Below are 24,246 nucleotides of genomic sequence, written 5' to 3'. Positions count from 1 at the left end.
TGGCAACTGTATAATAGCACAATACAAATCAGGATTAGATATTTTTTCAATTTTATATATTTAAAATGCCCCACAACTATTGGCTAGTAGGAGTACCTACTCCCACTATCTGTACTATGTGTGGAGTTATTAAATATTTTAACAGGTTTTTTGCTGGTGAAAACACACAGCAAAGGCGGCTGCATTTTAGTCATTACTCATTCCAAATTACTCATTCCTAATTCCCCACCTACATAATATTATTCTCTTCCACCCATTTCAGGAACTGGTCTTTGTACACTTCACCTATCGGAATTTCTTTCTGGCCAATGCGGATGCGGCTTTTCTCGATGCTGTCGATTTTTTGCAGGGAAACTATAAAAGAACGGTGCACGCGCAGAAATTTAGACTCCGGCAGTTTCTCCATCATCTTGTTCATGGATAGCAGCGTGATGATCTTCTGGTCTTTCGTCTGGATGATCACATAATCCTTCAGGCCTTCTATCCAGAGTATATCCTTAAAGTCAACGCGAATAGTTTTATAGTCGGCTTTCACGAACATGAACTCCTGCTCGGGTGCGGCGGCCTGGGTAACTATAGTTTGCTCGCCTTGTTTCGGGTGGCGTTGCTGCATGCGTTCCTGCGCTTTGGTTACCGCCTTTAGAAAACGGTCGAAGGGGATAGGCTTTAGCAGGTAATCTACAGCATCGTGGTTAAAACCTTCCATGGCATACTCGGGGTAAGCGGTGGTAAAAATTACCAGTGGCTGGTTTTTTAAAATGTTCAGAAACTGTATACCGGTCAGCTCAGGCATTTCAATGTCCAGAAACATCAGATCAACCTGTTCTTCCTGCAAAACCTGCATGGCTTCAGTGGCACTGGAACAGGTCTTTACAAGTTGCAGAAAAGGCAGCTTACTGATGTAACTTTCCAGTATGTCGAGGGCAAGCGGTTCGTCGTCTACGGCAATGCAGCGGATGGTCATAGTTTTAGTGTGTTAGGTGTTTGGAAGTATAGTTTCATGGTGGCGTAAAATACGCCGTCTTTTTCTTCAAAAGTGAGGGTATGCCTGTTAGTGTACAGCAGCTTCAGGCGACGGCGCAGGTTTTCGAGCCCAATGCCACCAAATTCGCGCTTTTTATGTGTGCTGATGTTGTTTACTGTACTAAACTGCAGTTCGTGATCCGTTACTGTAAGGTTAATCTGTATCCCGATCTCGTTCTTGCTTACCAGGCCATGCTTAAAAGCGTTCTCTACCAGGGTCATCATTAGCATCGGTGCTATCTGTTTACCTTCCAGCTCGCCGTTTACATTAAACTGTATACTGGTCTGTTCGCGCAGGCGCAGCTTTTGCAGATCTATAAAATTATGGATATGTTCCACTTCTTTCTGCAAACTTACCAGCGTATCATTACTTTCATAAAGCATGTAGCGCATCAGCAGAGACAGCTTCATAATGGCATCCGGTGTTTCAGGGTGTTGCTTGTAAGCCAGCGAGTAAATGTTGTTGAGCGTATTGAACAGAAAATGGGGGTTTACCTGCGACTTCAGGAAGGCCAGTTCAGCTACAAGCTTTTGGTTTTCAAGTTCTTTGTTACGGCGCTCGTTCCGGATATAATTGCCTGTTACTTTCAGGCCGGAACTTATAAAAACCAGCACCAATCCGCCCAGACCGTACTGCAGTAAGCGCTCTGTAGTAAACACGGCCTTCATGTTCGGGTTAAATTCCCTGAAAATATAAAAATCGAGGGGTGATTTGGCCAGGCCATAAAGCAGGAGCAGGGCCAGTACATTTATGATGTAAAGCATCAGGCGATTGCGGGCCAGGTACTTCGGAATCAGGTACGACCAGTTTACATAAAAAATAAGCAGCCAGAAAGCCAGACCAACCAGCACATCCAGCACACGATGTGTAGTAAGCGCCTTATTACCATTGATATAATACAGCACCCAGGCCCCGAAAGCAAGCCACACAATAACATGCAACACGATCTGGAATCGCTTTTTCATGGTAATTTCAGGGAACACAAAAGGTAATGCGCTCAAACTAAATACGGGCTTATGATGGAAACTATAGCAGCAGCATTAATGGTGCACCGCTCTTCAGGATAAAGATAAATAAAATAAATACAGTTATAACTATACTTGCACTGGCACTCTACCAACTGAAGTTAATTAACTACTAAGCTGATTTTTTGAAAGATAAACAGCCCTAGTGTACTTGGTTGCCTGGTTTACTTTCATAAGCGGTAATAAGTATCTGCCAATTAGTTAATCTGCCAGATCAACTTTTACTCGGGTGCTTTGTGTTGTTGGTCTATAGTTTCGGGCTGTTGGTATAATGTATTTTGTTGGGAATTAAATGTTGCTTCCTTTGTATATAATCAGAGCGGGGAAGCATGCTGCAGTGTTTGCCAGTACTTGATTAAAGCTCAATAGTAAATCGTTTGTTGTTTGTTTTTGCAAATAGCGCCACTTGTAAAACAGGTGGCGCTATTTTTTATGTTACTGGATCATTCCTAAAAACTGATCTTCTGACAGGATAGTGATGCCCAGTTTGTTGGCTTTCTCGAGTTTAGCAGGCCCCATTTTATCGCCGGCTACCAGGTAAGAGAGTTTGGCTGAGATAGAGCTCACCACTTTACCGCCATGACTGATAATGAGTTGCTGTAGTTCGTCGCGGCTTATGGTTTCAAAAACGCCTGAGATCACGAAAGTTTTTCCTTCCAGTTTGTCGCTCTGCATTTCGGGCTGCACTTTCTCAGATTTAAACTGAATGCCGGCAGCCTGTAACCTTTCCAGTAGTTCGATATGATCAGGCTCAGTAAAGTACTCTTGAATGGAGTTTGCTATTCGGCCACCAATCTCATTTACGGCAATCAACTCTTCGTAAGTAGCTCCTCTTAAAGCTGCTATGTCCGGGAACTGGTCTGCCAGTTTTTTAGCGACTGTACTACCAACAAACCGGATCCCCAACGCAAAAAGCACACGCTCAAAAGGCGTTTCTTTAGATTTGGCAAGGCTATTCAGAATATTGTTTGCTGATTTCTCGCCCATACGTTCCAGGTTTGCCAGCTGCTCGAACGTCAGGTTGTACAGGTCGGCTACGTTGCGCACAAAACCAGCTTTGTACAGTTGCTCCAGTGTTTTCGGGCCCAGCTCATCCACGTTCATGGCTTTTCGACTGATAAAATGTTCCAGCTTAGCCAGTATCTGAGGTTCGCAACCTTTTTCGTTCGGGCAATAAAACTGTGCTTCACCTTCTACACGTACCAAAGGCGTATGGCAGGCAGGGCACTCAGTAGGGTAAACTATAGGTGTGCTGTCGGCAGGGCGTTTGGTAAGGTCTACTCCGGTAATTTTAGGGATGATCTCGCCACCTTTCTCAACAAAAACAATATCGCCAAGGCGCAGGTCCAGTCGCTGAATTTCGTTTGCATTATGTACCGATGCACGTTTAACGACAGTTCCGGCCAATAATACCGGCTCCAGCAATGCTACTGGTGTAACGGCGCCGGTTCGGCCTACCTGGTATTGTATGCCCTGCAACTTGGTAGCTGCGCTCATAGCCGGGTATTTATAAGCAATCGCCCAACGCGGGCTTTTAGCCGTAAAGCCCAGCTCTTCCTGCAGCGCGTAGCTGTTTACTTTTACCACCACGCCGTCAGTAGCAATAGGCAGTTCGTGGCGCTTCTGTTCCCACTCATTTATGTATTCCAGTACCTTATCTATAGAGCTGCACTTGCGCCATGTATCCGAAACTTTAAAGCCCCATTTCTGGATAGCCTCCAAGCTTTCGGAATGCGAATCGAAGGGGAGCGGCGAACTATGGAAACTATAGGAAAAGCAGCCCAGTTTACGGCTGGCAACTATACTGGAGTCCTGCTGCTTTAGTGTTCCCGATGCAGCATTGCGTGGATTGGCAAGTAGCTGTTCGCCATTTTCCTCGCGCTCAAGGTTCAGTTGTTCGAATACCTGCAAAGGCAGAAATACCTCACCACGTACTTCAAATAGTTCTGGATAACCCTCTCCATGTGCCTGCAACGGTATATCGCGAATGGTACGAACGTTATTGGTTATATCATCGCCCCGAGTTCCATCGCCACGCGTAGCGCCCTGCACCAAAATGCCGTTCTCGTAAGTTAAACTGATGGCCACACCGTCAAATTTCTGTTCGCACACATATTCCACCTCATGCCCGATGGCTTTCTGCACGCGGTTATCAAATTCGCGCAGGTCTTCTTCTGAGTAGGTATTGCTCAGCGAAAGCATCGGATACCGGTGGAAAACAGTCTTAAAGCTTTTGGTTATAGTTCCGCCCACGCGCTGGGTTGGTGAGTTAGCCTGACGCAGTTCGGGATGTTGTTCTTCCAGTTCCTGCAGGCGTTTCAGCATCATATCAAACTCAAAGTCTGGTACTTCAGATATGCTGTTCTGGTAATACTGGTAATTAAGGTAGTTTATGCGTTCGGTCAGCTGCTTAACTTCTGTAGCTACGTCGTGTGGTGTTGCCATAGTTTCGGTTTATACTTCACGTAAAAATATCTAAAAGCGCGGTAGCGAGCAACGTGAATAAAAGTAGATTGATAAAGTTTATAGTTCTCTTTTGCCATTTCGACCAAAGGGAGAAATCTGGATTCTATAGTTGCAGTTTTAGTCCAGTCATCCCGAGCGGTAGCCGATGTATCCTATGTGTTCTTCAATTTCTTTTTTGTCATTTCGACGTCAGGAGAAATCTGAGTTCTATAGTTGATACTCTGTTTTCCGAACAAAGCTATCCTTTCAAACTACATCTAACCCTGGGAGCTTTACTTACCTACCGTTTCATTTTATGCTTTGGTGCCCTCACGGCCGGGAGGCCCCGTCTTCGGGCATCGCGCTGCTGATTTGAAGCTACCCTCGTTACCTCAGGTTGCCTTACGGCACCGCAACAAATCAAAGGCGCTCAACCCAAAGACTGTGATATTTCTCATAGCAACTACTTTTCTATAGTTTGAACGGTAAGCTTCGAGATTTATCGTGGTTATAGTTCCGTAGGGACAGGTCGCGACCTGTCCGCGCGACAGGCTGTAACTATAAAACTATAACCCCAACAATAGCAAAGGCAGAAAGTCCCCCTTTGAAGGGGGCGAAGGGGGATGTTAAACTGTACCAGATCACTCACGCTGTTCGAGATGAAAAAGTAAAAAGCATAAAAACTCCACGCTTTAAACTAACGGGAAGAGATTGCGAAGGTAGTGAGCATAGCTCTGAGGGGTTGGGGGTGGTTAGATAACGACAACTATAAAACCCCTCCCTGCCCTCCTAAAGGTGGGAATTGTTTCGTAAGAGGTAAGCCAACCCTAAATACATAAAACAAAAAAGCCACCCGGAGGTGGCTTGAACACAATAAGCTATAAACTATAGTTCTATTTGATCTTCACACCATCAGAGACAAACCGGAGTTCTTCTCTCGGGGTGTTGATGGCTGCTATTTCGTGGGCTGATTTACCGGCATCCTCGGCATAGTGTCGCTGGTCATCTACAGAAATCACTTCGCGTTTGGCGGTGCCTGTAAACACTACTGTTTTGCCTTCCAGGTTCTCTACCGGCAAAAAGAAACCATAATCCCGGAAAGTAACTTTCATGGTACTGTTATCAGAAAGCTTCACATCCATCCAGCAGCCTTTAGACTGACAACTTTCCACTATTACGCCGCTAACAGTTGCTTTTACAGAATCCTGTTCGCTCACAGCATCCTGAAGCTGCGTAACAGATAACGTATTTTGCTCTGTAAAATCAGATCCATACACATTCGGCTCAGCAGTTTCGGCAGTGTTAGCAGTAGCTTCGTTGGCATTTTCAGACTGGCCACAGCTAAATAGAAATGTGCTTAATAGTAAACCAGTTAGTAACGTGTTTCTCATGTGTATAAGGTGCGATTTTTTTTGTAAATATAGTAAACAAGCATCTATTTCCTACAATCAAAAGTCACAAAGAGGCAGTACTATGGTAGGTATAAGATTGTCAATACTGGTCTATCCAACGTGCATTACTGATGTTGATGAGCAGGCGGCCGGTTAAGATTGGCAAATATCTGACGGGAATACTTGCTTCAAAATTATCAAGCATCAAGTCGAAGTTAGTACCAAAGCTGAGCCTGTTCCTGTCCGGGGCGAATACTACGGGCACACGGGTTTGGTTAGTAATGCCCTGCAAGGTAATATAGGTTCGCTGGTTCAATGGTTCTGGGTAAGGTCTTTCGCTGCTGATGATATCCTCCGGCACATCGATCTCAAAAGTAAATTCCGGGAATTTAGCTCCATATAACACATCGTACGCCATAGTTGGCGGCACAGTATCGCTGGTAGGTAACAACGAATTTATAAGCACACTGCATTCCAGTTGGTCCGTTAAGCGGTTATAGCGCACCAGTAACGACGGCGATTTGAACTCATAACGGCCATTCGGGCTTTCGAGCACGATAGTGATATAATTGTTCGCAGTATAGCTAGTTCGGGTTTGCGCGCTTGCTTCTGCTACTGTCACCAACAGCACGATCAAATAAAGAAGTAGATTTTTAAGAAACATAGTACCCCTGATTAAGTTAATCTTTTAACGGATGCAGCACATGCTAGGTAACTCCAGCCAGCTATAAATTTTAAAACAGGGGATGCTACCATATAGTTTTTAAGGAAAATGGCACTGACTCCAAACTATATTTATCTGGTGGCATGCAAAACAAAGCTGTTTCCGTATAGGTATATAAACTTGAAGTGTAATGTTGGGCTTTTCTGCTGGTATGCTGCCGGTTGTAGTATAATTTAAATGGACTCAGATAAAAAAAATAAGGTAGGCTACAGGCAACTATCTGCTTTTAAGCAAATAGAACGTATGCACCCCATCAGGATGCTGCTTTACCTGAGTATGGTTGGAATCGGTGTGTTGTTTCTTATTTTACTGATCGCCTTTATGCGCACTGGTGGGTTTATGGCAGAAAATGTACAGTTGCCGAAATTCTTTAGCGTTGGTACGGTTTTACTGCTGCTGAGTAGTTATACTATCAGTCGGGTGCCCGGCATCTATAAAAAAGATAAGCTTAATAAAATGACCCGCTACCTCGGTGGCACGTTGGTGCTTAGTTTATTGTTTGTAGGATCGCAATTACTGGGCTGGCGTGAAATGACTGCAGCTGGCATCACGTTTACCGGCAAAGCTTCCGGAACGTACCTTTACCTTATCTCGGCGTTGCACATTCTGCATTTAGTAGGAGGAGTGATCTTCCTGTTTTTCCTTTTTCTTAAAACAGCGCATGTAGCCACCGATAGTGTCCGGAGCCTGATCTTCATAAGAGATCCGTATCGCCAGTTGCAACTATCGATGCTTACCAGTTACTGGCACTTCCTTGATTTTATGTGGCTTGGGCTGTACCTGGTATTCCTGTTTATGTTTTAACCCTACCGAACTATAGTTACACTGCCTTTGTATTGCGTGCTCCCAAAATCGATCACGTAATAATAAACCCCGTCATTTACGTTTTTGCCATCCCATTTAAAGGTATTCTGGTTGCTTTGGTAAACCTCCTTGCCCCAGCGGTTAAATACTTTTATGCTGGCAAATTGGGCATTGCAGAAATTTGCCGGAAGATCAGGTATCTCAAAATAGTCGTTCCGGCCATCGCCGTTCGGGGTAAATATATTGGCAGGTATAAAGCTTTGCAGTTGCGGTACACGTACTTTAAACTCCATCGTTAGTACAGGTTCCGGGGCCGGGTTGCAGGTCTCTTCATCCAGTATAAAATTAACGCGCAATGTTCCCGTTTCAGCCATCTGGCAACTTCCAATCAGTTTGAACAAACCCCTGGCTTCGCCTTCTCCCTGGGTGGCGGTAAACTCTATACCATAGTCCTCTAAGTTAAATCCGTCACCAACAGCAGTCAATGTTAACGGGTCAAGGTCTATGTCGTCGCCGAAGAGGTTGGCTTCAAAAGGCTGGTCCAGGTCGAGTTCGTATAGGATAGGTGCTTTATCTGATGTTAATGTAGGCGCATTATTAGGTGCTTTTATCCTGAATTCTATCGTTACTTTCTGGTCTGGTGATGCGGCGCAGGCGTCTTCTTTCAGGGTAAAGGTAACGCGCCTTACAGCCTGTTCTTCGGAAGTACATTCTACCTGCCAACTGAATTTCCCGGTTGCCGTTCCTTCGCCGCCACTACTGTTAAACTGCATACCAACCGCATTCATGTCAAAGCCTTCTCCGGCAGCACTCAACGTCAGGCCATCCAAGTCTACATCCTTCCCGAATACATCCATTTCAAAAGCCTGACCACGATCTAAGGTTATAACTCTTTCGTTGGGTGTGGTAGCTATAGTCGGGACATTATTTACGACCTGCATCCTGAAACTAACCCTGACAGTATCCTGGCGTGGTAAGCTACAGCCGTCGTCCTGCACTACCAGGTCCAGTTCGTAAATTTTGTTAGGCGTATCAAAGCAGTCGGCAAAACAGAGTGTTGCTTTTAACGAATCCTGCGCACCTCCCTGGTTCACAATTCCCTGCAGTGTGCCGGATAAGGTAAAGTTGGATGCTGAAAAGTTTACTGGAACGGCTTTTATAGTTACAAATTCAGACAGGTCAGGGTCTGTAAAGTAAATATCGACACATCGGTTACTGTTCGGAGTGATCTCCAGGATTTCAGACTCCTTATAGAACTCTTTTTTACCCTGGTCCCGGGCTACAATTTTTGGTGTTTCGTTGGTAGGGCAGTCCAGCACCAGTACCTGGAAATCGCGACGCACTTCGCCAATCTTTTTATTGTTCCTGAATTCCTGCACCCTGATACCAAATACATACAAACCAGTCCGGCTCGGGCGCATAATCAACCGTCCGGTTTTGCTGTCGATATTGATGGGAGGGTTGCCGATTATCTGATTTGTGCCACTAAATCCGGGGTTCCACCTGATCTCAGGATAAGGAGCAGTGCCGGGCTTTACGTTCTCAAACCCTTGTATACCATAGTACGGCATACGGGGTGTGGTGTACCCGTTAAGCGGCGTGATCATGTCATAAACCAGCGAGTCGCCGTTCTCATCAGAGCCACTGAAATCAAAATAAAAAAGCTCGTTTACACAGGCATAATCGCTGAGCGGAGGGAAAAGTGTTGGGGATGAATTGTGGAACGTAACCCCATTCTGCACTACCGCCGGGAATTCCATATAAAAGGTCTGGGCAGCATCGTAAGGTGCTACAATATTATCAATTGTTTCGTTGCGGCAGCAGCGCTCCCACGTTACATAATAGCCCGCTGCGTGAAAAAAAACAGCGGGATCAAGGGTAAGGAAATCCGAATAAACGATCTTGCTGGTTCGCAGTTCCCCTATAGTACAGTCGATGTTGGTATATGGTACAGCAGTTCTGGATCGGTAAGGCAGCGTTTTGGCCATAATCCACTTATTGGTGCCTTTCTCAAAAATATTAACCGTGATGTTAGGGTCTAAGGCTCCCGGGTCACCGTTAATGTCGTCGAAGTAGAGGTTAAGGGTCAGCAGGTAAGTGTTGCCGCTACGGTGGTTAAGGGCAAATTCGCCGCCAACTATGTGTGTAGCTTTTACAGATACCGAACAAAGCAGCACAACAAGTAATAAGAGTAAACAATGCTTCATGCAAGAGTGATTTATATGCCCTTAAAACCTGTATAAGTATACAAATAACATTAAGCTTATGCAAAATTATAGCAGGATCTTACCAAAAAGTATAATAGGTAGGGTTATTTACGGTTTTGCAGTTTTTCTGTTGGCTGCATTATGTGGCTAAGCAGATCGGCAAAAGGAAGGGGCTCACTAAAAAATGAACCGGGTATCGTATCGGCTATAAGTCTGATGAAACCCGGGTGATGATTTACACGTGTCTGCTCAATAAGTATGTTGCCATATAGTTGGTTACAGAGTATACTACCGGGCACATCGGCAGGCAATGGGGTAAGGTAGTACGTTTCTATCTGTTGGTTGTAACGCTCATGCACAATGCGACGTTTGTCGGCACTTTTTACCTTGTACCCCTGCAGCTTTACCTGGTCTTTCAGGTGATCGAACAAGTATGAGAATGCTTTCTGGGGAATGGCTGGATCATGAAATAAAATGACGCCCTGGCGGTGTTCGTCGTTTATTAACTGCACCCGGAAACTGCACTGCACACCAGCTTTCTTGTAGTGATATGCTTTATAAAATGCAGCTGTAAGTTCTTTGCACTCAGTGCTGTTTGTCCATGCCTTATACTTGGCCTGGTAACGCTCAGAACGTTGCAGTTTGTAGCATACTGGCTTATTGCGAAACAGCCCCAACAATCGTTTCAAAAATCCGTTTAACGACATTTAGTAATTTAAAGCAAAAACATCCGTTACCCTGAATAGTTTATTATCTTACACGCTTCAGGTTTTATTTGCAGTTTAATAAGTTTATCACTCAGAATTTGATGTTTCAATTGCTATTACCTCTAAGCGCGATGGTATCATAACCGGCAATAGAAGGTATAGTTTAAACTTATACTTATAAGAAAATGGTTGCACAAGAATTAGAACTAAAAAAGCGGCTGTTGCAGGAATGCACGAAAATACTGAATAATCAGATTAAAGCTGCGAAAGATGCTATGGACGACGCCCAGGAAAGCGCTAATGAACACCAGGGTGCCATAGAGGATAAATTTGAGTCGTTTAGAGAGGCTTGCCAGATACAGCGCGACATGTATGCCCGCCAGCTGGATGAGCTGATAACAACGATGAGTGTGCTGAAACGGATAAACGCAACCAAAGAGAATAAGGAAATTGCTTTTGGCGCCGTAGTACATACCAACCTGCAGAACTATTTTATCGGGGTTAGCCTGGGGCAGATAGAGGTGGAAGGGGAGACGTTCTTTGCCATTTCAGGTATGTCGCCGGTATTTAAGGCAATGGCTGGCAAGACTGCCGGTGAAACCTTTGAGTTTCGTGACCAGAAATATAAGATAGAACACGTTATTTAACTATAACCAAAACCTTATATACCCGAACCAAGTAAAAAGCATGGTAAAGGGTTAAAAGAAAGGCCGGCAATGCGCCGGCCTTTCTTTTTTTACATCTATAGGTGATGCTATTTTACTCTTGTCCAGTTCTGTGTTCTGCCTATCAGCGATATGCCTATATAACCTTTCACTTCCATTTTATCTTTGCCGGTCATCTTCATGTAGCAAGAATAGGTCTTTCCGCTTTCCGGATCGTAGATCGTGCCATCATCCCATTTGTTATCGCCATCATATTCAAAGCCTTTCATAAACTCTAGACCAAGCAACGGGCGTTTCTGAAGTTTCTTGTCAGGGTTGTTATCGTCCATTTTTGGTTTCCCGTTACGGAGCGGCTCTTTCAATGTCACCAGTTTGCCACACAGTTTAGTGCCACATTTATAAATCTCGAATCGGGCTTTACCTTCTTCGTTTGTCCAGATACCAACAGGTGATAAAGACTGGGCCCATGCATAGGTGCTGAAAAGCATGATAGCCACTAGAGCAAGCAGATGTTTTTTCATGATCGGTTAGTTGTTTGATTATTGCAACGAAAAATAGTGAAAATAATTCATTTTATATACTATTACAGGAGTCACCGGCGCACTTTTAACTGATTTTAATGCCTGCTGGCAGCTCTTGTTACAGGCTAATGCAAATACGGGTCCTTAAATTTTTTACCACTGCTCATAATTGGAAGAATACCATAATCTATAGTTGTGGTTATCAGGATTTTAAAAATGTAAAGAGGGTTTTTGTAGTCTCTGGGCTATTTTTTAACAATGGTTGCCGTTTTGACCAACTAGAAAATTTAAAAAAAATAGTGATAACCCTTGTGAACTTAATGGCGTTTATTTAGCTTTAGTAATAAGTTATAGTAGCGAGTGCTACGGGCTCTGGTCTAACAACCTTATATAATTTCGGTCGAAGGTTCAGGGTTTATGTTGGACTATAGAGAAAGGAGGTACAAATGTCTAATCCCAAACAAGTTTTAACGAGCCTAAGTAATTGTATTCACGTAATCTGTGAATCGGCTTCGTAAACGGGATTTTTGCTGTTTGCACAGCTTAATATTACTGAAGGTCTTCGGATGGTAACCTGAACAACAGGAAGCCGCTTGTTAAGACTTTTTAGGATTCTGAAACACCTGGTGTAACTTGACGGGCTACATCAGGTGTTTTGCTTTTATAGCCGGCTATAGTTACAGATCCTCTTTGTAAATAGAATTGTTTCGCAGCCTGCGCTCTTTTATAAAAGTACCGATAAACACCGCCGTAGCTACCAGGCAGCTCAGCCCCATCACAAATAGTAAGACATGTCTGGTATCCCATTCTTCACCGGCTGCATTTAAGCGCATAATTACAACTATAGCTGCCAGTAGCGTTATGGCCGTAACCGTGTGGGTTACAAACCTGTTATGCTGCCGCAGGTGATAAGTACAGGCCAACAGCATAATACCTAAACCGGGAGCCACCAAAGCAAGCACCGGCCGGCCTGGTTGTATAAAGTAAACGATTAGTCCCGCAACTATAAGAACAACCGCGTTTATCGAGTTTATGATGTAAGGATGCCACATACAAAAGGGTTTTTCTGGTACATAGCCTTGTACGAGAAAAACCCTATATGTTGTGATAAATGTATGCTTATAATACGCGGCGCACTTCCAGGAAACGAACATCGTAACGTGTACCCTGCACTTTGCTGATCTTCACGCCACCATTAGATGATGAATGAACAAATGAGATCGTATCGCCGGGTTCGGAGATCACAATACCCACGTGGCCAGGCGTTCTGTCGTATTCGTTAGTACCTGTAAAGATCACCAGGTCGCCGGGAGCAGCCTCGTCTTTAGCTACTGGCACACCTTCGTTTGCCTGCATCGCCGATGAATGTGGTACATCTATGTTATAGTTTTCGAAAACATGTGTTACAAAACCGGAGCAGTCAAAACCGGAAGGAGTGATGCCGGCATACTCATAAGGCGAGCCGATCAAGGTCAGGGCATATTCTATAATCTCCTGAGGTTCTGAAGTACTGTAAACACCAGCTGACCGTGTGGTCCTCTCCATCTTCACCCAATTGTCTTCAGGCTTAGCGGATGCATTACGCTTGTGGTTAACCTGAACTACAGTTGTTTCTTCTACTAAAGCTTCAGGAGCATTGGTGAGGTTATAACCAAAAGCAAGCATTACGATCAGCAACACTACCGGGGCAAGTAATAAGATTAAGTTTTTCTTCATAGTCAGAGGGTTAGTTTCGGATAAGCTTTCCAATACCATGCCAAACAAAATATGTAAGCATAACCGAAAGCTTTACTTCAAAATTTTATTCCTTTACACTATAATAAGGCTAATCCACCGTCTAAAGTTCAGCTTTAACCACCTTTCAGGTTTATAGTAGAACAAAAGTGATTAAAGTTTGGGTTATATAAGAATAATTATTATATTTTTGCAATATTAATTTAAACAGTTCCGATAATGGTGCTTTATAGATCAGGGGTTTTTTCTGTGGAATTGCCGGAAGGCAAAGAGTGGGTCTATATTGACTGTAAATCCATGCCAAATCTTGAGGACTTTAAGAAAGGGCTGATGATGGCTTTGGAATATGTTAAGAAACATCCTGCAAATACGTGGCTTTTCGACCTGAGAACGATTGGTGCTTTGAGCGAGGAAGAGGAAACATGGTGCCAGGTACAGTTTTTTCCGCAACTCATGATGCTTGGCCAGGAGAACTATATTGCACTTGTGGTTTCGGAGGTTTGCTATAACCGCATGCTGAAAGAGGTAGGTGCTTATGGGCTGAAAAGCTATAATTCCTTTATCATTATTGATACCTTTAACAACGTGAACGAAGCTGAACAATGGCTGTTGTCGCATAAGGCAGACCACGTACGCTAAGCTGTTTTGAGGTTCCGGATTTTGAAAACAAGCATAATTATTGTAACATGCTTGTTAAACAAATCTAAACTCAAAACATGTTTCACTCCATTAACCAACCTAAATTTTATCTCTTAATATTTCTATTATCGCTTGCCAGTTTCATTTCGCCGGCATTTGCCGCAGAACTGCGCTATACTCTGGAAATGCCCGAACCGCACACGCACTATTTTGAAGTTACTGCGGAACTACAGGGCGCCAGGAAAAAATACATTGATTTTACAATGCCTGTCTGGGCTCCCGGCTCTTACCTGGTTCGCGAATTTGCCAAAAACGTGGAGGGCTTTACTGCCACCGACGGAAAAGGAAAGGCATTGCGTGCCGAAAAGATAGACAAAAACACCTGGCGCGTGTACAGTAACCGGGCATCGGAAGTAAAGGTAAACTATAAAGTATATGCTTTTGAGCTTACTGTTCGTACGAGTTTTTTAGATGCCTCGCACGGTTATGTAAATGGTACCAGCATTTTTATGTACCCTGAAGGCTATGAAAAAGAAGACGGAACACTGGTAGTAAAACCGCACTCTAGTTTCAGCAAAGTATCAACCGGTTTAAAGTCAACCGCTAAGTTTACCTATACTTTCCCGAACTATGACGTGCTGGCTGATTCGCCGTTGGAGATAGGCAACCACGAGATCTACACCTACGAAGCTGGCGGTGTAACCCATGAGGTTGCCATGTATGGCGAAGGCAATTATGAGCCGGAGCGTTTAATGGCCGACATGAAGCGCGTATCAGAAGAGTCTATCAAGATCTTTGGTGAACTACCCGTAGACCGTTATGTATTTATAGTTCATAATATGCAGCGTGGTGGTGGCGGACTGGAGCATCTTAATTCTACTACTCTGCAGACCAGTCGTTTCAACTATGGTTCAGAGAGCGGCTATACTGGTTTCCTGAGCCTGGTTGCGCACGAGTATTTTCACCTATGGAATGTAAAGCGCCTGCGCCCGGCGCCGCTTGGCCCGTTCAACTATAACCAAGAGAACTATACAACACTACTTTGGGTATCGGAAGGCCTTACAAGTTATTACGATGACCTGATCGTGCGCAGGGCAGGCCTGATGCCGGAGCAGCGTTACCTGGATGTAGTAGCAGGCAGCAGTAGTAACGTTGAAAACACGCCGGGTAACAAAGTGCAGACGGTAAGCGAATCGGGCTTTGATGCCTGGATAAAATATTACCGCCAGAACGAGAACTCCAACAATGCTGAAGTATCTTATTATACAAAAGGTGGCGTGTTGGGGCATTTACTGAACATGGAGATCATGAAAAGTACGAATGGCACCAAGAGCCTGGATGATGTGATGCGCAACATGTACAACCGCTACTATAAGCAGCTGGACCGTGGGTTTACAGAAGCCGAATTTAAAGCAGAAGTAGAGCGCGTGGCAGGTCACGACATGGATGCCTTTTTCAGAGATTATGTGAATGGTACCAAGTCACCGGATTATTCAGAATACTTTAAAGCAGCCGGCCTGAAAGTAGTAAATGTAAACGCAAACGCAAACACGGGCAGTTGGGGTGCCAACACAAGCTTTAACGATGGTCGTGTAACTATATCATCCATTACAAAAGGGAGCAGCGCATACGAGGCAGGACTTAATGTAAAGGATGAAATTATCGCAGTAAACGGCTTCAGAGTAGGCAGCGATCTGGACCGTTATGTTAATGGTTTGCAACCCGGCGATGAAATGGAAGTGCTAATTGCGCGCGATGGTATTTTGCAGGTAATGCAGGTGAAAATACTCAAGGACGACCGCGTAAGGTATAAACTCGAGAAGATCAATAATCCTTCTGCTGAACAAGTGAAAATATACAATAAATGGTTAGGTATAAGTAATTCTTAAACCTCTTATTGTACTATAAAAACAAAAAAGAGAAGCATGGCAATGATGGGCCATGCTTCTCTTTTTTGTTTAATACTAATTTGCACTTATTGTTATAATAATAGCTATAGTTTACAAACAATTTACTGGTCTTTTTATACCTGCATAGCTTATTGCATACTGTATTACTTGAAGTTATAATTTAAAGGAAGGCTATAGGTTGAAACTATAGCAAAAGGGGTTAGCAGTGTTTTATAGAATGGTTATATTCCTGAAGGTAGGTGTTGTAAGAGATATACAGGTTTTTCTATTCTTTATGCAATACAATTCAAAATTTTGAACTGTTATTTTAAAAGTATATATTTCGTGCTAAATAGTAAAATTATTGCTTGTGATGGCATGGTAGTACATTCTACAAAATTTTCTGACATCATTTTTAACAGTGAATTGGAAATATTGCAGGTGATCTGGAAGGCGAAACCAACGGATAACGCTTTTATAGATACATACCTGCGAGGGCTTGCGTTTGTACAGGAAGAAAGGCCTGTGATGTTATATTGTACTGATCTTTCCCTGATCGGACCATTGGAGCGTGAGCAGGAAGCTTGGCTGAATAATGTTTATTATAGTAAACTACAGATTACTCTGAACACAGAAGTTTGTGTAGCGGTAGTTTTCAATGAAGATCACTTTAAAGCAATCATTACAAATTATACAGCTACTGAAGCTGCTACCTCACACGATTTTATTCTCTTTAATTATTTTACCGTCAGGGAAGAGGCTATACATTGGCTCGAAAGCGTAAAAAAAGGTCAGGATACTGTATTGTTCCCGACCTCTGCAAGGTTATAACTATAGGTACGGATCAAGGGAAAATACCCAGCGCCTCATAACTTACCCCGATCTTCTCGATGGCTGTCAGGAATGCAGCAGTCCTCATATCAGGTATATTCTTTTGCCGCATTGTTTCGCGTATCTCATGGTAAGCATTTATCATCGTATCTTCCAGTCCGGAGCGCACCAGGTTCACCTCATCGGAGCCTTTAGTTAAAATTGCTTTTTCCTGGGCTGTCATGTTCTTGCCCGAAGTAGACTCGATGGCATTAACAAGGCGTTTGTAACTGGCTTCTTCAGCACGCTTACCCATACGCCCAAAGCGCACATTCGACAGGTTTTTAAGCCACTCAAAGTAAGATACGGTCACGCCCCCTGCATTTAGGTAAAGGTCTGGCAATATCACAATGTTATTTTTTAGCAGTATTTCTTCTGCTTCCTGCGTTACAGGCCCATTGGCACCTTCCGCAACGATCTTCGCTTTTACCTTAGCTGCATTACCAAGGTGTATCTGGTTCTCCAGGGCTGCCGGTATCAGAATATCACATTCTGTTTCCAGCAGATCCAGGGTATTTTCTATGTTCTTACAGTTCTTGAAATTTAGGATAGAACCAGTTTCGCTGCGGTGTTTAAAGGCTTCCTCCACATCAATTCCATCAGGGTTAAAAATGCCACCTTCACGCTCCGCAATGCCCGTGATTATAGCACCATCCTGCTGGCAGAACCAGGCCGCATGATAACCGACATTGCCTAAGCCCTGAACTATAATACGCTTGCCTTGCATGGTACCACCATCCAGGCCTTTTCCTTGCAGCAGTTCAGAGTCAGCAAGCGCCTCGCGTATTCCAAAATACACTCCAAGCCCGGTTGCTTCAGCACGCCCCCTTATGCCACCCTGTCCAACGGGTTTACCGGTTACACAACCCAGCGCGTTTGTTTCGCCATATTTTAAAGCCTGGTAGGTATCCGCTATCCAGGCCATTTCGCGGCTACCGGTTCCGTAGTCTGGCGCAGGTACGTCCATTCCCGGCCCGATCAGGTTTTTCTTTATCAGCTCGGCAGCGTAACGCCTTGTAACTTTCTCCAGGGTTTTGACAGAGCTGGTACGTGGGTTTATTTTTACACCGCCCTTCGCGCCTCCAAAAGGCACATCTACCACCGCGCATTTAAAAGTCATCAGGGTAGCCAGTGCTTTTACTTCGTCTTCATCAACCTGCATGCTAAAGCGTATGCCACCTTTCGAAGGTAGTTTGTGATGGCTGTGCTGTACACGAATTCCTTCTACCACTTCAATGTTGCCATCAATCTCAATCGGGAAAGAAACTTTGTACACACTGTTGCAGACCTTTATCTGAGTAAGTATACCGGAAGAGAGACTGGAATACTTGGCTGCATTATCAAAATACTTATGTACACTGCTCAGGAACTTAGCTCCCTCATTCTGATTTTCTGCCATGCTTTTAATGGTTAATGGTTTGCATTTAACTGATTTTAGAACGATACAACAAATGTTTTGTTCGGATTAACTTAAAAGCTATAGTTACTAACTTAAAATTTATAAAATAATTTATTGGATAGCTACGTTAAAAGTATGTTGTTAAATTGTGTATTAACTATAAAATTTATAATGATAAGTTAATATTAGCTTGCTTTGCAACTATAAATAAGGTATTATTGCCTTAATACAATTATAACCGCCGCAAAATAAATCCTAATCAGTCAGTTAAAATACTTAGCTAAAGTATGTTAAATCAAACTATGACGCAGGCTTATAGTAGTAAGGTCGTTTCGGATATCTGCTATCCAAGTGATGAACATCTTACAGACAACTTAGAGGTCTTTTACAATACTTCGACCGAGATCTTACACGTTAAATGGCATGGTGAAGTAGGAACAAAAGAGTTCCGGGAGGGATACTCGCATATTCTGCGAATGGTTAGAATACACAAGCCCGCGAAATGGATACTGGATCTGAAAAACAGGCAACTGATCCGCAAAGAAGATCAGATATGGGTATTTAAAAATATCTTTCCCCAGATACTTCGCCTGCTTAAACAAGATGTTTTTATTGCAGTAATTCTACCGGTATACTTATACGAGAGTTTAATACATGACCTGGATGGAGACGATTTTATAGATAATGACAATCTCCTGATCATGAATCATTTCCTGTATTACGAAGAGTGTCTGCGCTGGCTTGCTGAAGTGCATCCTTCCCAAGTTAATTAACCATTATAGTTAAACTATAAGCACAAAGGCCAGGCTACGTTAATAGCCTGGCCTTTGTGCTTGATAAATCTATTGTTTAGTGAACTGAGATAAGCTCAACATCAAAAATAAGGGTAGTATTTGGTCCGATCACATCGCCGGCGCCTTGTGAACCATATGCAAGCGCAGATGGAATGTACAATCTCCATTTTGCACCTTCTTTCATTAACTGAAGGGCTTCTGTCCAGCCGGCAATTACACCATTAACCGGGAAAGTGGCTGGCTGGCCACGCTCGTAAGACGAGTCGAATACAGTTCCGTCTATTAATGTACCGTGATAGTGTGTGGTAACTTTATCAGAAGCAGATGGAGATTTGCCTGTACCTTCGTTCAGTACCTCGTACTGCAATCCGCTTGGCAGCGTTTTAACACCTTCCTTGTTTTTATTTTCGGCCAGGAATGCTTCACCTGCTTGTTGGTTTTCGGCACCGGCTGCACCTTGTTTAGCACCCATTTCCTGCTGTAGCTGCATCATGGCTTCCTGCACTTCGGCCTGCGATAATGTAGACGGTTTGCCTTCAATGGCTTCTTTCATGCCTTTGATGAACGCATCCGGGTTAACATCTATACCTTGTTTTTTAAGGTTGCCTGCCATGTCGCGGCCAATAATGTAGCTGATCTTTTCTTCTAATGTCATGTTTTGTTGCTTTGTGAAAGAAAGTATAAAAGTACCGGTTATGATTTTTTTAACCTAATAATCTACTAAACGGAAAAAGCGAACCGCAGGGTCCGCTTTTATATGTTTTATAATTTAATCTAATTAAAGGTACAAATGTACTTCTTCATCAGAGAGGTCCAAGTGCATATCATGCGGAGTCAGCCAGCTTTTCATAAAGAAGCCGAACGATGTGCCTATCAGCAGCAACGAGGAAATTGTCGAGAGTCGCTTCATGGTATTTGGGAATGTAAAGGGTTGTTATAGTTGCTATAACGTGTTATGGTAAGCAGGGTTACTTCTTTGTATTATTATATTGTAAATCTATTGTTATGTATTTGTCTCATAATATTAAAAACAAAAAAAGGAGCCAGTCTTTACCAGCTCCTTTTACGCATTTTGCTATAGTCTGAACTATAGTTTACATATTTCTGCGGTACTGTCCGCCTACTTCAAAAAGCGCATTCGTGATCTGACCCAGCGAGCAAAACTTCACGGTTTCCATCATCTCTTCGAAAATGTTGCCGTTGTTTATTGCCACCTGCTGAATGCGCTTCAGCATTTCAGCGGTCTTGTTCTCGTTACCTTTTTGCAGCGATTGCAGCATCGAGATCTGGTATTGTTTCTCTTCTTCAGTAGCACGAATAACCTCTGTTGGCAACACAGTAGGAGAACCTGTTGAAGAAAGGAACGTGTTCACACCAATGATCGGGTACTCGCCTGTATGCTTCAGTGTCTCGTAGTATAAACTTTCTTCCTGGATCTTGCCGCGCTGGTACATCGTTTCCATTGCACCCAGCACACCGCCACGCTCTGTAATTCTATCGAACTCAACCAGTACAGCTTCTTCCACCAGGTCAGTCAGTTCTTCGATGATGAACGAGCCCTGCAGCGGATTCTCATTTTTAGCCAGCCCCAACTCACGGTTAATGATCAGCTGAATCGCCATGGCACGACGAACAGACGCTTCAGTTGGCGTTGTAATAGCCTCGTCGTAAGCGTTGGTATGTAGCGAATTACAGTTGTCGTAGATCGCATAAAGGGCCTGCAGCGTGGTACGGATATCGTTAAAGTCGATTTCCTGTGCGTGCAGCGAACGGCCGGATGTCTGAATATGGTATTTCAGCATCTGCGAACGGGCATCTGCGTTATACTTGTGCTTCATCGCCTTCGCCCAGATTCTGCGTGCCACACGGCCTATCACAGCATATTCCGGATCGATACCGTTGGAGAAGAAGAAGCTCAGGTTTGGCGCAAACTTGTTGATGTCCATGCCGCGGCTTACATAATACTCTACAAAGGTAAAGCCGTTTGCCAATGTAAAGGCCAGCTGAGAAATAGGGTTGGCACCTGCCTCGGCAATGTGGTAACCAGAGATAGATACCGAGTAGAAGTTACGTACGTTCTTGTTGATGAAGTAAGCCTGCACGTCACCCATCAAACGAAGCGAGAACTCTGTTGAGAAAATACAGGTATTCTGTGCCTGGTCTTCTTTCAGGATATCGGCCTGCACTGTACCGCGCACTGCAGCTAATGTACGGGTCTTGATCGGTTCGTATACTTCGGCAGGCAATACCTGATCGCCGGTTACACCTAAAAGCATCAAACCTAAGCCATCGTTCCCTTTTGGCAGCTCTCCCTGATAACTCGGACGGGCAACGCCTTTTTCTTTATAGATAGCTTCGATCTTCTTGTTGATCTCATCTTCCAGGCCATGCTCTTTAATGTATAGTTCGCACTGCTGGTCGATGGCCGCGTTCATAAAGAAGCCGGTAAGTATGGCAGCCGGACCGTTTATGGTCATCGAAACCGAGGTCATCGGGTCGGCCAGGTTAAAGCCGGAGTATAATTTCTTGGCGTCGTCCAGGCAGCAGATGCTTACGCCTGAGTTACCGATTTTACCGTAGATGTCTGGTCTGTAATCCGGGTCTTCACCGTAAAGTGTTACAGAGTCGAAGGCTGTAGACAAACGCTTGGCTGGCATACCCAGGCTCACGTAGTGGAAGCGACGGTTTGTTCGCTCTGGTCCGCCTTCGCCGGCAAACATACGGGTTGGGTCCTCGCCTTCGCGCTTGAACGGGAACACACCTGCCGTGTAAGGGAATTCGCCCGGTACGTTCTCCTGCAGGTTCCACGCCAGTAGGTCACCCCAGGCTTCGTAGCGAGGAGTAGAAACTTTAGGAATCTGTAGATGAGAAAGCGACTCGGTGTGTGTCTTTATTTTCAGTTCCTTGTCGCGTACTTTGAACACGTAGAACTCGTTCTTATAAGCCTGAACTTTGTCTTTCCAGTTCTCCAGAATCTTCTTGTTCTGTCCGTCCAGGTTCAGTTCTACTTCAGCGTAGGCTTCTTCCAGTTGCTTTACTAATCTGTCTTTATCGGCAATTTCTATAGTTTGAACTGCTTCGATAGACTTTTTGATGCCGTATAGTTTCTGCGCTACTTCTGCCTGGTCTTTGCTCCACTTGTCATAGTTGCGGATAGTTTCAGAGATTTCAGAAAGGTAACGCGTACGGGCAGGAGGGATGATGTATACTTTCTCCGACATCTCCTGCGAAGTATGCAGGTTAGAGTTGAACTCTACACCAGTTTTTTCCTGGATATTGGCCATCACGGCACGGTACAGGCGGTTCATGCCCGGGTCGTTAAACTGAGAGGCTATAGTTCCGAATACCGGAATATCGTCGTCGTTTATATCCCAAAGCTGGTGGTTACGCTTGTACTGCTTCTTCACATCGCGGATCGCATCGAGTGCACCACGCTTGTCGAATTTGTTCAAGGCAATAACATCGGCAAAGTCCAGCATGTCAATCTTCTCAAGCTGCGTGGCGGCACCGTACTCCGGCGTCATCACATACAAACTCATATCAGAGTGCTCGATGATCTCAGTGTCAGACTGACCGATACCAGATGTTTCTAATATAATAAGATCGAAATCAGCAGCTTTAACAATGTCCACAGCATCCTGCACATACTTGCTCAGGGCCAGGTTGCTTTGGCGGGTTGCAAGCGAGCGCATGTAAACTCTGTCATTGGAGATAGAGTTCATACGGATTCTGTCACCTAGCAGAGCACCACCGGTTTTGCGTTTCGATGGGTCTACCGAAATGATTGCAATTTTCTTGTCCGGGAAGTCCAGCAGGAAGCGACGTACCAGCTCATCTACTAAAGATGATTTACCCGCACCACCTGTGCCGGTAATACCTAAAACAGGAGTCTTAACCAGTTTAGCCTGCTCTTTCACTTCATCAAGTATAGCTCTGGCCTCTTCCGGGAAGTTCTCAGCAGCAGATATCAAACGGGCAATTGATTTCGGATCTTTGTCCTTGAGATGCTTTACCTCACCGTTCAGGTTCTGGCCTGTCGGGAAATCGCATTTCTGCAGCATGTCGTTTATCATACCTTGCAGACCCATGGCTCGACCATCATCCGGTGAATAGATACGGGCTATACCATAACCCTGCAGTTCTTCGATTTCTGAAGGAAGTATAACACCGCCGCCGCCGCCAAATAAACGGATATGGCCGCAGCCGCGCTCATTCAGCAGGTCGTACATGTACTTGAAATACTCGATGTGGCCACCCTGGTAAGAGGTAATCGCAATGGCCTGCGCATCTTCCTGGATCGCGCAATCCACGATTTCCTGCACCGAACGGTTATGACCTAAGTGAATTACTTCCGCACCCGAGGCTTGAATGATACGACGCATGATGTTAATGGCAGCATCGTGGCCGTCGAATAAAGAAGCAGCTGTAACTATACGGATATGGTTGACAGGCTTATATGGTTCTACTGTAGTAAATGACATACTTTAGTAATACGGTTTATTCAAATATGATGCGAAGATAGGACTAAGATTTATAAGATTAAAGGATGCGCAGGATTTGACTATAGTATGAATACTATCTTTCTGATGTTCAGATAATTTTCAATACGGAGTAGAGGAGTGCGAGGTAGCTTTGTATTTTGTGAAAGCTTACAGTTTGAACCTTTGATTGTGTGAATACTTTTGAGCGTGATTACCCCAAACCAGCCTCTTTGCCCAACGATACCAGGTCGGCAACGTTTGCGGTTCCAAGTTTTTGCTGAATATGCTTACGGTGCGTGCTTACTGTATTGGGGCTGATAAATAATTTTTCGGCAATGGCTTTGGTGTTATACCCTTTACAGACCAGGTCAAGCACTTCTATTTCCCGTTTGCGCAGGCATTTTATCAGGAGTTTATTTTTGTGTTTCAGGTTGTCGCGGAGTGCCTGCACCAACTGTTTATCAGTATTCATACGGGGGCTCATGTCCACATCCACACAAAGCAGTTCTTTTACCTGGTCGGCTCCATTTTTACTGAACGCTTTCGCCCACCCAATAAACCATTTATATTCTTTTTCATGCCTATGCTTTGCTCTGAATACACCACCATATTCTGCGCCCTCAAAGTTCTGGTAATGGGTAATGCTATCATCCGGAATATGATGATCGTCAGGGTGTACAATATTATACATATACTCTAAGCCACCCATTTCCCGAATCTCTTCCAGGGAGTAGCCTAAACTTTCTTCGTTGGTTTTGTTGCACCACACCAGTCCCTGCTCCAGATCAGATAAATAAATGTTGGCGGGTACTTCGTGTACAATTCTTTCCAGGAAATCACATTTTCCCCGTAGTTCAAGTAACTGCTTTTCGAGTTCGGCTATTTTTTCGGTGGTAGTAGAGGTAGTTTGTGTTTCAGACATGGGTG

Annotated in this window: 21 protein-coding genes; 6 read left to right on the top strand and 15 right to left on the bottom strand. The window is 44.1% G+C overall.

What is annotated here, in order from left to right; all coding sequences use genetic code 11:
• Positions 1-229: 229 nt before the first annotated feature.
• The 5 genes from ABS362_RS12055 to ABS362_RS12035 form a co-directional block, all read right to left on the bottom strand.
• Entirely contained in the window at positions 230-964 is a 735-nt protein-coding gene (locus ABS362_RS12055; protein ID WP_350412730.1) for a LytR/AlgR family response regulator transcription factor, read from the bottom strand.
• The gene (locus ABS362_RS12050; RefSeq protein ID WP_350412729.1) at positions 961-1,989 is read right to left on the bottom strand and encodes a sensor histidine kinase; all 1,029 of its coding nucleotides are present in this window, start codon (positions 1,987-1,989) and stop codon (positions 961-963) included. The genes ABS362_RS12055 and ABS362_RS12050 overlap by 4 nt, the downstream gene beginning before the upstream one ends.
• A 495-nt stretch (positions 1,990-2,484) precedes the next feature.
• Complete coding sequence (ligA, locus tag ABS362_RS12045) at positions 2,485-4,494, bottom strand: NAD-dependent DNA ligase LigA (protein ID WP_350412728.1); 2,010 nt, start codon at positions 4,492-4,494, stop codon at positions 2,485-2,487.
• Positions 4,495-5,387: 893 nt separating this feature from the next.
• Positions 5,388-5,885 carry a DUF4920 domain-containing protein gene (locus ABS362_RS12040; RefSeq protein ID WP_350412727.1) on the bottom strand — a complete coding sequence of 166 codons (498 nt, stop codon included), beginning with the start codon at positions 5,883-5,885 and terminating at the stop codon, positions 5,388-5,390.
• A 100-nt stretch (positions 5,886-5,985) separates the two neighbouring features.
• On the bottom strand, positions 5,986-6,549 hold the full coding sequence (locus ABS362_RS12035) for a hypothetical protein (RefSeq protein ID WP_350412726.1): 564 nt from the start codon (positions 6,547-6,549) through the stop codon (positions 5,986-5,988).
• Between the two features lie 237 nt (positions 6,550-6,786).
• On the opposite strand from ABS362_RS12035, the gene ABS362_RS12030 reads away from it, so the two are divergent.
• The gene (locus ABS362_RS12030) at positions 6,787-7,413 is read left to right on the top strand and encodes a cytochrome c oxidase subunit 3 (RefSeq protein ID WP_350412725.1); all 627 of its coding nucleotides are present in this window, start codon (positions 6,787-6,789) and stop codon (positions 7,411-7,413) included.
• A 2-nt stretch (positions 7,414-7,415) separates the two neighbouring features.
• On the opposite strand, the gene ABS362_RS12025 is transcribed toward ABS362_RS12030, so the two are convergent.
• Together ABS362_RS12025 and ABS362_RS12020 are read right to left on the bottom strand one after the other, a co-directional pair.
• Positions 7,416-9,620 carry a T9SS type B sorting domain-containing protein gene (locus ABS362_RS12025; RefSeq protein ID WP_350412724.1) on the bottom strand — a complete coding sequence of 735 codons (2,205 nt, stop codon included), beginning with the start codon at positions 9,618-9,620 and terminating at the stop codon, positions 7,416-7,418.
• 104 nt (positions 9,621-9,724) lie between these two features.
• Entirely contained in the window at positions 9,725-10,309 is a 585-nt protein-coding gene (locus ABS362_RS12020; RefSeq protein WP_350412723.1) for a hypothetical protein, read from the bottom strand.
• 203 nt (positions 10,310-10,512) lie between these two features.
• On the opposite strand from ABS362_RS12020, the gene ABS362_RS12015 reads away from it, so the two are divergent.
• Positions 10,513-10,974 carry a hypothetical protein gene (locus ABS362_RS12015; protein ID WP_350412722.1) on the top strand — a complete coding sequence of 154 codons (462 nt, stop codon included), beginning with the start codon at positions 10,513-10,515 and terminating at the stop codon, positions 10,972-10,974.
• A gap of 107 nt (positions 10,975-11,081) precedes the next feature.
• Here ABS362_RS12015 and ABS362_RS12010 read toward each other — a convergent pair whose 3' ends face one another.
• The 3 genes from ABS362_RS12010 to ABS362_RS12000 form a co-directional block, all read right to left on the bottom strand.
• Positions 11,082-11,513, bottom strand: a complete 432-nt coding sequence (locus ABS362_RS12010; protein WP_350412721.1) for a DUF2147 domain-containing protein — start codon at positions 11,511-11,513, stop codon at positions 11,082-11,084.
• Positions 11,514-12,190: 677 nt separating this feature from the next.
• Complete coding sequence (locus tag ABS362_RS12005) at positions 12,191-12,565, bottom strand: hypothetical protein (RefSeq protein ID WP_350412720.1); 375 nt, start codon at positions 12,563-12,565, stop codon at positions 12,191-12,193.
• Between the two features lie 67 nt (positions 12,566-12,632).
• A complete protein-coding gene (locus ABS362_RS12000; RefSeq protein ID WP_350412719.1) occupies positions 12,633-13,229 on the bottom strand; it encodes a C40 family peptidase in 597 nt (198 codons plus the stop codon).
• Positions 13,230-13,466: 237 nt separating this feature from the next.
• Here ABS362_RS12000 and ABS362_RS11995 point away from each other — a divergent pair, with 237 nt between their 5' ends.
• The 3 genes from ABS362_RS11995 (at position 13,467) to ABS362_RS11985 (ending at position 16,606) form a co-directional block, all read left to right on the top strand.
• Complete coding sequence (locus ABS362_RS11995; RefSeq protein ID WP_350412718.1) at positions 13,467-13,886, top strand: hypothetical protein; 420 nt, start codon at positions 13,467-13,469, stop codon at positions 13,884-13,886.
• 77 nt (positions 13,887-13,963) lie between these two features.
• The gene (locus tag ABS362_RS11990) at positions 13,964-15,775 is read left to right on the top strand and encodes a M61 family metallopeptidase (RefSeq protein WP_350412717.1); all 1,812 of its coding nucleotides are present in this window, start codon (positions 13,964-13,966) and stop codon (positions 15,773-15,775) included.
• A 378-nt stretch (positions 15,776-16,153) separates the two neighbouring features.
• Positions 16,154-16,606: a hypothetical protein gene (locus ABS362_RS11985; RefSeq protein ID WP_350412716.1), complete on the top strand. Its 453-nt coding sequence runs from the start codon at positions 16,154-16,156 to the stop codon at positions 16,604-16,606.
• A 13-nt stretch (positions 16,607-16,619) separates the two neighbouring features.
• Here the strand turns inward: ABS362_RS11985 and ABS362_RS11980 are convergent, their stop codons facing one another.
• Positions 16,620-18,044: a Glu/Leu/Phe/Val family dehydrogenase gene (locus tag ABS362_RS11980; RefSeq protein ID WP_350412715.1), complete on the bottom strand. Its 1,425-nt coding sequence runs from the start codon at positions 18,042-18,044 to the stop codon at positions 16,620-16,622.
• A 287-nt stretch (positions 18,045-18,331) separates the two neighbouring features.
• Here ABS362_RS11980 and ABS362_RS11975 point away from each other — a divergent pair, with 287 nt between their 5' ends.
• Positions 18,332-18,817: a hypothetical protein gene (locus tag ABS362_RS11975; protein ID WP_350412714.1), complete on the top strand. Its 486-nt coding sequence runs from the start codon at positions 18,332-18,334 to the stop codon at positions 18,815-18,817.
• 76 nt (positions 18,818-18,893) lie between these two features.
• Here ABS362_RS11975 and bamJ read toward each other — a convergent pair whose 3' ends face one another.
• From bamJ to ABS362_RS11955, 4 genes are all read right to left on the bottom strand, one after another.
• Complete coding sequence (gene bamJ / locus ABS362_RS11970) at positions 18,894-19,493, bottom strand: BamJ family beta-barrel-assembly machinery protein (RefSeq protein ID WP_350412713.1); 600 nt, start codon at positions 19,491-19,493, stop codon at positions 18,894-18,896.
• 123 nt (positions 19,494-19,616) lie between these two features.
• A complete protein-coding gene (locus tag ABS362_RS11965; RefSeq protein ID WP_350412712.1) occupies positions 19,617-19,748 on the bottom strand; it encodes a hypothetical protein in 132 nt (43 codons plus the stop codon).
• 184 nt (positions 19,749-19,932) lie between these two features.
• Positions 19,933-23,319: a methylmalonyl-CoA mutase family protein gene (locus ABS362_RS11960; protein WP_350412711.1), complete on the bottom strand. Its 3,387-nt coding sequence runs from the start codon at positions 23,317-23,319 to the stop codon at positions 19,933-19,935.
• A gap of 211 nt (positions 23,320-23,530) precedes the next feature.
• A complete protein-coding gene (locus ABS362_RS11955) occupies positions 23,531-24,241 on the bottom strand; it encodes a LuxR C-terminal-related transcriptional regulator (RefSeq protein WP_350412710.1) in 711 nt (236 codons plus the stop codon).
• Positions 24,242-24,246 lie beyond the last annotated feature (5 nt).

This window comes from Pontibacter populi (assembly GCF_040278685.1).
GTDB classification, from domain to species: domain Bacteria; phylum Bacteroidota; class Bacteroidia; order Cytophagales; family Hymenobacteraceae; genus Pontibacter; species Pontibacter populi.
This window is presented reverse-complemented; position numbering and strand designations above follow the sequence as displayed.

Excerpts from the sequence above, each read along its gene's own strand:
- ABS362_RS12055 (WP_350412730.1), bottom strand. The coding sequence starts at position 964 with ATGACCATCCGCTGCATTGCCGTAGACGACGAACCGCTTGCCCTCGAC.
- ABS362_RS11955 (WP_350412710.1), bottom strand. The coding sequence starts at position 24,241 with ATGTCTGAAACACAAACTACCTCTACTACCACCGAAAAAATAGCCGAA.
- ABS362_RS12050 (WP_350412729.1), bottom strand. The coding sequence starts at position 1,989 with ATGAAAAAGCGATTCCAGATCGTGTTGCATGTTATTGTGTGGCTTGCT.
- ABS362_RS11985 (WP_350412716.1), top strand. The coding sequence starts at position 16,154 with ATGGTAGTACATTCTACAAAATTTTCTGACATCATTTTTAACAGTGAA.
- ABS362_RS11990 (WP_350412717.1), top strand. The coding sequence starts at position 13,964 with ATGTTTCACTCCATTAACCAACCTAAATTTTATCTCTTAATATTTCTA.
- ABS362_RS11965 (WP_350412712.1), bottom strand. The coding sequence starts at position 19,748 with ATGAAGCGACTCTCGACAATTTCCTCGTTGCTGCTGATAGGCACATCG.
- ABS362_RS11980 (WP_350412715.1), bottom strand. The coding sequence starts at position 18,044 with ATGGCAGAAAATCAGAATGAGGGAGCTAAGTTCCTGAGCAGTGTACAT.
- ABS362_RS11975 (WP_350412714.1), top strand. The coding sequence starts at position 18,332 with ATGTTAAATCAAACTATGACGCAGGCTTATAGTAGTAAGGTCGTTTCG.
- ABS362_RS12040 (WP_350412727.1), bottom strand. The coding sequence starts at position 5,885 with ATGAGAAACACGTTACTAACTGGTTTACTATTAAGCACATTTCTATTT.
- ABS362_RS12030 (WP_350412725.1), top strand. The coding sequence starts at position 6,787 with ATGGACTCAGATAAAAAAAATAAGGTAGGCTACAGGCAACTATCTGCT.
- ABS362_RS12015 (WP_350412722.1), top strand. The coding sequence starts at position 10,513 with ATGGTTGCACAAGAATTAGAACTAAAAAAGCGGCTGTTGCAGGAATGC.
- bamJ (WP_350412713.1), bottom strand. The coding sequence starts at position 19,493 with ATGACATTAGAAGAAAAGATCAGCTACATTATTGGCCGCGACATGGCA.
- ligA (WP_350412728.1), bottom strand. The coding sequence starts at position 4,494 with ATGGCAACACCACACGACGTAGCTACAGAAGTTAAGCAGCTGACCGAA.
- ABS362_RS12005 (WP_350412720.1), bottom strand. The coding sequence starts at position 12,565 with ATGTGGCATCCTTACATCATAAACTCGATAAACGCGGTTGTTCTTATA.
- ABS362_RS12000 (WP_350412719.1), bottom strand. The coding sequence starts at position 13,229 with ATGAAGAAAAACTTAATCTTATTACTTGCCCCGGTAGTGTTGCTGATC.
- ABS362_RS11995 (WP_350412718.1), top strand. The coding sequence starts at position 13,467 with ATGGTGCTTTATAGATCAGGGGTTTTTTCTGTGGAATTGCCGGAAGGC.
- ABS362_RS12025 (WP_350412724.1), bottom strand. The coding sequence starts at position 9,620 with ATGAAGCATTGTTTACTCTTATTACTTGTTGTGCTGCTTTGTTCGGTA.
- ABS362_RS12010 (WP_350412721.1), bottom strand. The coding sequence starts at position 11,513 with ATGAAAAAACATCTGCTTGCTCTAGTGGCTATCATGCTTTTCAGCACC.
- ABS362_RS11960 (WP_350412711.1), bottom strand. The coding sequence starts at position 23,319 with ATGTCATTTACTACAGTAGAACCATATAAGCCTGTCAACCATATCCGT.
- ABS362_RS12035 (WP_350412726.1), bottom strand. The coding sequence starts at position 6,549 with ATGTTTCTTAAAAATCTACTTCTTTATTTGATCGTGCTGTTGGTGACA.